Genomic DNA, 6,164 nt, shown 5'->3' with positions numbered 1-6,164 from the left:
GAGCACCTCTGCGAGCCCGCCGTCCCGCAGCCACTCGGCGCGATCCGTGCACTCGTCGGGCGAGCATGGCCGGAACAGGTCCGCGTCGACCCCCGGCTGCACCACACGCACTCGCGTCGCGTCGCCGCCGAGATCCTCCACGATCTCCCGCCGCTCTGCCGCGCTGACCGTAACGAGCAGATCGGCCTCGCGTGCAAGCATGCGCTCCCCCGCGAGCCGACCGGGCGACTCCGGGCGCTCGCCCGGCTGCTCGGAGTCTTTCGGAACTGCGATCGAATGGAAGCTCTGCACGAGCGGGATCCGCAGCTTCCGCGCGACCGGCAACGCCGCGACCCCGGAGAACCAGTGCTCGGCGTGGAGCAGGTCGACGGGGCTCGCCTCGAGCTCGGTTGCGAGCGCCGCCTCGAAGGCCGCGAGCACCGTCTCGTGATCGCCCTTCGCCAGCAGCCGCGCGGGGCCAGCGTCAAGATGAATCACAGCGAGCCCGGGCGCGAGTTCGACCCGCGCTGCGGCCTCGCTCGCTGCGCGGCGCGTAAAGATCTGCACCTCGTGGCCCGCGCGGGCGAGCGCCTGCGCCTGCGCACGCACGACAACGTTCATGCCGCCAGCGTCTTTCGTGCCGGGCACGTCGAGCGGCGAGGTGTGCAGCATGACGAAGCCGATGCGCAGCGGCTGCGTATCCTCGAGAACACTCATCACACGAGCGTATCCCTACTTCGGCGCGCTCAGCCCCGAGACGACAGCGAGATCCTGCCACGACATTCCCGTGCCCTTGAAGACGTTCGGACGCTCGGGGTCGCGTGCGATCTCGCCGCGCACGAGCTCCGCGAGACCGTGCAGCGCGTCCGTGTCGAGGTTGCCCTCAGCTGCGGCCATAATGACGTCGCCGGCCTCACGCAGCGCGGCCTCCTGATCCTCCACGACGACGAGCGCCCGCGCCATGAGGTCGCCAGGCAGCTCGCGGCGGTCAGCCTCGTGCGAGCCCATCGCGGCGACGCAGGCACCGTCCTTGATGAGCGCGCCGTCGAACACCGGATCCTTCGCAGACGTCGCGCAGAGCACGATGTCAGCGTCCGCAACATCAGCTGCCGTTCCGAGCGTCGCGGTGATGCCGAGCTCAGCGAGCTGCGCAATCGCGGGGGCGGTGCGCTCGGGGTTGCGGCCGACGAGCCGGATGTCGGTGAGCTCGCGGATCCGCGCGAACGCGACCACGTGGTCGACCGCCTGCGGGCCACTGCCGAAGACCACGAGTCGCGAGGCATCAGGTGCCGCGAGCCGGTCAACAGCCACCGCGGTTGTCGCGGGCGTGCGGATGATGGTGAGCGCTGAACCATCGACCAGCAGCTGCGGGGTGAGGGTCGCGGCGTCCATGAGCAGGTAGAGCGCCTGGATACGCGGCAGCCCCTTCGCAGGGTTGTCCGGCGACACCGACGCGACCTTCACACCGACCGACTTGCCCAGGCTCGACGGCATGAGCAGCAGGTGACCGGCTCCCGCGTCGACCGACTGGCGGGCCGGGTCGTCGGCGGGATCGAAGCCCTCAAGCAGTGCGCGCTCGATGAGCCCGCGCGCCGTGTCGGGATCAATCTGCGCGCGTACTTCGGCGGCGGAGAGGAACGGGAGTCCAGTTGGGGCGATCATGAGCGTCTCCTTGTAGTCAGAACCGGTCGGCGGATACGCCGCGCAGGTGTTCGGCGCGTGCGACACCGGTCGCGAGCTCCGCGATGAGTTTGCCCGTGGTCGGGGCGAGGCTGATGCCGAGCATAACGTGACCGGTGGCGACGAGCACGTTGGGGTGCTTCGCGAGCGGGCCGATGATCGGCACACCGTCCGGCGTCATCGGGCGAAGCCCGGTCCAGGGCTCGGGCGCGCGCTCCAGGTCGGGCCAGCCCTCGAAGTACGAGCTCACGCCCGTGAGGATCCCGCCGGCGCGGCGCGACTGAATCGACTCGTCGAGCCCGCCGAACCCCATGGTCCCCGCGAGGCGGACACGGTCGTTGAGCGGCGTGATCGCGACCTTGGCCTCCGCGAGATACATCGGCTTCGTCGGCCCGCCAGGCACGACCGGGAAGTCGTAGCCGTAGCCCTTGCCCGACTGCAGCGGGATGCGTTCGCCGATGCCGCGCAGCACCTCGTTGCTCCATGCACCGGCCGCGACAACGATCTTGTCGGCGCGCAGCGTCTCCGCCCCGACGCGCACGGTGGCCTCGCCACCCGCGGCCTGTTCGAGCGTCGCCGCGGTGCCGAGGCGGATCTCGACGCCGAGTTTGCGGCAGGCGTCTGCGAGCCCGTGCACGAACGAGCCGGGGTCGATCGAGCGGTCGCCGCGCGACTCGATGCCGGCGACAACGTTGTCCGAGAGCTCCGGCAGGTGAGCGCGCAGATCCTGTGCGGTCATGTGCCGCCACGAAAACCCGGGGAGCTTGCCGTCGAGCAGTTCAAGTTCGCGGACCCGTCCGTCGACGTGGCTCGCGTCGGTGAACAGCATCGCGAGCGGCTCCTCGTGCTGCTCAAACTCAACGCCCTCGGCAGCGAGCTCGTCAAAGTCGGACAGCGCGGTCGCGCTGAGCCCGGCGAGCACCGCCGACCCCTCGCGGAACTTCGCGTCCGTGCAGCTCCGCAGCATGCGCAGCATGAAACCGATGAAGCTCGGCTTCAGCGACGGCGTGACGTACAGCGGGCTGTCCGGCTGCACCATCCACTTCATCGCCTGCAGCATCATGCCCGGGGCGGGCACGGGCGTCGACATGCTCGGAATGAGCCAGCCGGCGTTGTGCCCCGACGCCTTCGCCGCGAGCGGGGCCTCGTCGATGACGGTGACCTCACAACCCGACTTCCGGAGGTAATAGGCGGAGGCGAGGCCGACAGCGCCGGCCCCGATCACGATCACGCGGGTCATTCGGTGGGTACGCCTTTCGCTACGGGGTGCGCAGAAACGGAGTCTTCGTCAATGACGGAGATGTGTGCGGTGCGGTCAATTGCGGGCTCGCCCTTCGCGCGGCCAATGAGGTAGCCGATGACTCCGCCGAGAATTGCCGGCAGGATCCAGCCGCCGTTATCGGCGAACATCGGCAGCCAAGCAAAGGCGGCGTTGAGCTCGTCGACGAGGAAGCCCGCGGCCTTGACCGCGTCGAGGATTGCGATCGCGCCTGCACCGATCGTGGCTCCGATGTACACGGCGCGGCGTCCGCCGAAGAAGCGGTCGAAGAGTGCGAGCACGATGAGGGTCATGCCCAGCGGGTACAGCAGGAAGAGGATCGGCAGCGCGGCCGACAGCACCGCCTGCAGACCGAAGTTCGCGAACACGAGGCCGGCAGCCGCGTGGATCCACACCCAGGTCTTGTACGACACCTTCGGGAAGCGCTTCGCGAAGAAGTCGGCGACCGCGGTGAGGCAGGCGACGAGCGTCGTGATGCCGGTGAGGAAGATCACGAGGCCGATCATGAGCACACCCGGGTAGCCGAGCAGGGTGCGGGCTGCCTCCGAGATGACGGTGCCGCCGTTGTCGGGGCGGCCGATCGAGTCGACGCTCGATCCGCCGATCCACGCGAGCGAAATATGCAGCAGCGCGAGGCCGATGATCGTGATGATGCCGGCCTTGAGGAACGTCATCGAGATGCCCTTGCGGCTCGAAATGCCCTGGCCGCGGATCGACTGGATGAAGACGCCGGCGAACACGAGGGCTGCGAGCGCATCCATCGTGAGGTATCCCTCGGTGAAGCCCTTGATGAAGGCACCGTCGCGGTACGGGTCGACGGCGTCGTGCAGCTCACCCATCGGAGTGACAATCGACTTCACGACGATCACGATGAGCAGCACCGAGAAGATCGGGGTAATCACCTTGCCGACGCGGTCGACGAGCTTCGAGGGGGTGAGCGACAGGTAGACGCCAAGCAGCGTGAAGATCACGGAGAAGATGAGCAGCGCCCACGGGCCCTGCGTCAGCCCCTCGCCGAGGATCGGCTTCACCGAGATTTCGTACACCACTGAGGTGGTGCGCGGGTTCACATACAGCGGTCCGAGCGCGAGGAACAGCAGTAGGCAGAAGATGAACGAGAACGCGGGGTGCACGCGCGATGCGAGCTGCTCGACGGTCCCGCCCGCCATGGTGAGCGCGATGATCGCGAGCAGCACGAGGCCGACGCCGGTCACGAGGAAGCCCGTCATCGGGATCCACATCTCGTTGCCGGCGGCCTGGCCGACCATCGGGGCAAAAATCGTGTTGCCTGCACCGAGGAACATCGCGAAGAGCAGCAGCCCCAACGCGAGCATCTGGAACGGTGAGAGCTTCTTGTCGCCGGTCATCGCTGGCAGCCGTTCGCCAGGCACGTGATGTGCGGCGTGAAAGTCGTGAGTTGCACGGTCTCCTCCTTGAGGTGGCAAAAATAGGTGCGGGGCGCGAGCGCTCCCGCACGTCGGCTTAATCAAAGCACGTGCGGCCACCCCGCTGCATCGTGCAACAGGGCAAAGATCTCGGCCTATCATTATGACCATGCACGAACACACGGATCGGATAGGCCCGCTCGCTGCCGAGCCGCGGACCGCGGTGCGACTCGAAGAACTCGTTGCGGCGCTCGATTCCGCGGTGCGCGAGGTCGTCTTGCCTCGCGCGGGTGCGGACCCCGGCATCAGCACGGTCGCGCTCATCGAGCCATCCGATCTCACCCCGCAGCCGTGGGCCGCGCCGCACGCGGACCTCGTGCTCTTCGTCGGCGTCGCCGACGACCTCGTGCTGCGGTGGCTCACCGCCCACACGCAGCATCGCGCGGCCGAGCGGCCGCTCGCACTCATGCTCAGGGAGGGCAGCGACGCCGCCGAGATCCGAGCGGCGGCGAGCAGCGCAGACATGTCACTCGTGTTTGTCGACCAGCTGGCACGCTGGGACGTGCTGCTCGCTGCCGTGTCGCGCAGGCTCGACCGCGCGCAGCTCAGGGCAGCAGCAACCATTGGTGCCGGAGCCAGCTCAACATTCGGCGACCTCTCGGAACTCGCCTCGGTGATCGCCGAGGGCGCGGGCGGCATGGTGACCATCGAGCGGCCAGACTCGAGCGTGCTCGCGTACTCGCCCTCCGACGGCACCGCCGACGACCTCCGCATTCGCGCAATCCTCGGCCGCGAGGCACCGGCTGACTCGATGCGGCTGCTCAACGAGTGGGGAGTCATGCGCACGATCCAGACCTCACGCGAGGTGGTGTCGGTGCCCGCGCACGCCGAGCTCGGCATGCGGCCGAGGCTCGTCACCGGGATCCACTCGCCCTCTGGGAAGTTCATCGGCTCGATCTGGCTGCAGGAGGGGGCTCACGGATTCAGTAGCGACGCTGCGACGATCGTCCGCGGTGGTGCCGGTGCCGCCGCTCGCGTGCTCACGAGGGATGCCGACGCTCCATCTGCCGCCGAGATGATGCTGCAGCGCGTCTTCGGGGAGCACGGCGGAGTCGATGCGGGAACCGCGGCCGCCTTCCTCGAACTGCCTGACTTCGGCGATGCCGCCGTGATCGCTGTCACCACGTCTCGCACCGACGAACGCACGGGCCAGGAGGCGATGACCGAAATCGCCCGCATGCTCAGGCTCCACATCGGCGCCTTCGCGCCGCAGGCACGCTTCGTGCTCATCGGCTCGCGTGCGTACGCTCTCCTCCCCCAGCTCCAACACCTGCACCGCCTCGAGGAGTGGGCTGAGCAGCTCGTCAGGCGATTCGATCCGCACCCGAAGCTCAGCGGCACCCCGCTCCACCTCGCGCTCGTCGCCCCGGTCGAGGGCTTCGAGCAGGTCGCGGGGGCGCGGGCCGAGGCCGACCGGGTCCTCGATGCGACGCGCGACAGCGATACCCGAGTGACCTCGTTCCGTGCGTCCCGGACGTCGGTGCTGCTGCGCGAGGCGGTGCAGCTGCTCGGCGGGCAACCTGAGCTCGTCGATCCGCGCATCGCCATCCTCGCCGACTACGACCGCCGCTTCGATGCCGACCTCCTCGCAACCCTCGACACCTACGTCGACGCTGGCTGCAACGCGCGCGAGGCTGCACGCCTCCTCGACGTACACCCGAACACGCTGAGGTACCGGGTGAGCCGCGCGCAGGAGCTCACCGGCTTCGACCTCACTCGGCCCGAGGATCGGCTCCTCGTCGCACTGCAGCTCGCGATGCGCGGCCGCCTGGGCCGCTAAG

General features: G+C 68.6%; 5 protein-coding genes. 1 reads left to right on the top strand and 4 read right to left on the bottom strand.

Annotation, left to right across the window (positions count from 1 at the left end; translation table 11 throughout):
- The 4 genes from ACI1US_RS12210 to brnQ all read right to left on the bottom strand — a co-directional run.
- Nucleotides 1–696 (bottom strand): glycosyltransferase (locus tag ACI1US_RS12210; RefSeq protein ID WP_461640715.1); only part of this gene is annotated, 696 nt, incomplete at its 3' end.
- A 15-nt stretch (nt 697–711) separates the two neighbouring features.
- Nucleotides 712–1,641, bottom strand: a complete 930-nt coding sequence (locus ACI1US_RS12205; RefSeq protein WP_416550155.1) for an ornithine cyclodeaminase family protein — start codon at nt 1,639–1,641, stop codon at nt 712–714.
- Between the two features lie 16 nt (nt 1,642–1,657).
- Nucleotides 1,658–2,899 (bottom strand): NAD(P)/FAD-dependent oxidoreductase, encoded by a 1,242-nt coding sequence (locus ACI1US_RS12200; protein ID WP_416550154.1) that lies wholly within the window; start codon nt 2,897–2,899, stop codon nt 1,658–1,660.
- The gene (gene brnQ / locus ACI1US_RS12195; protein ID WP_059059532.1) at nt 2,896–4,305 is read right to left on the bottom strand and encodes a branched-chain amino acid transport system II carrier protein; all 1,410 of its coding nucleotides are present in this window, start codon (nt 4,303–4,305) and stop codon (nt 2,896–2,898) included. The genes ACI1US_RS12200 and brnQ overlap by 4 nt, the downstream gene beginning before the upstream one ends.
- 187 nt (nt 4,306–4,492) lie before the next feature.
- On the opposite strand from brnQ, the gene ACI1US_RS12190 reads away from it, so the two are divergent.
- Entirely contained in the window at nt 4,493–6,163 is a 1,671-nt protein-coding gene (locus ACI1US_RS12190) for a PucR family transcriptional regulator (RefSeq protein WP_461640714.1), read from the top strand.
- The last annotated feature ends 1 nt before the right edge of the window (nt 6,164 follow it).

Source organism: Leucobacter sp. BZR 635 (assembly GCF_048061935.2).
Taxonomy (GTDB): Bacteria; Actinomycetota; Actinomycetes; order Actinomycetales; family Microbacteriaceae; genus Leucobacter.
The sequence above is the reverse complement of the archived record's forward strand: the minus strand, read 5'-3'. Positions and strand labels throughout refer to the sequence as shown.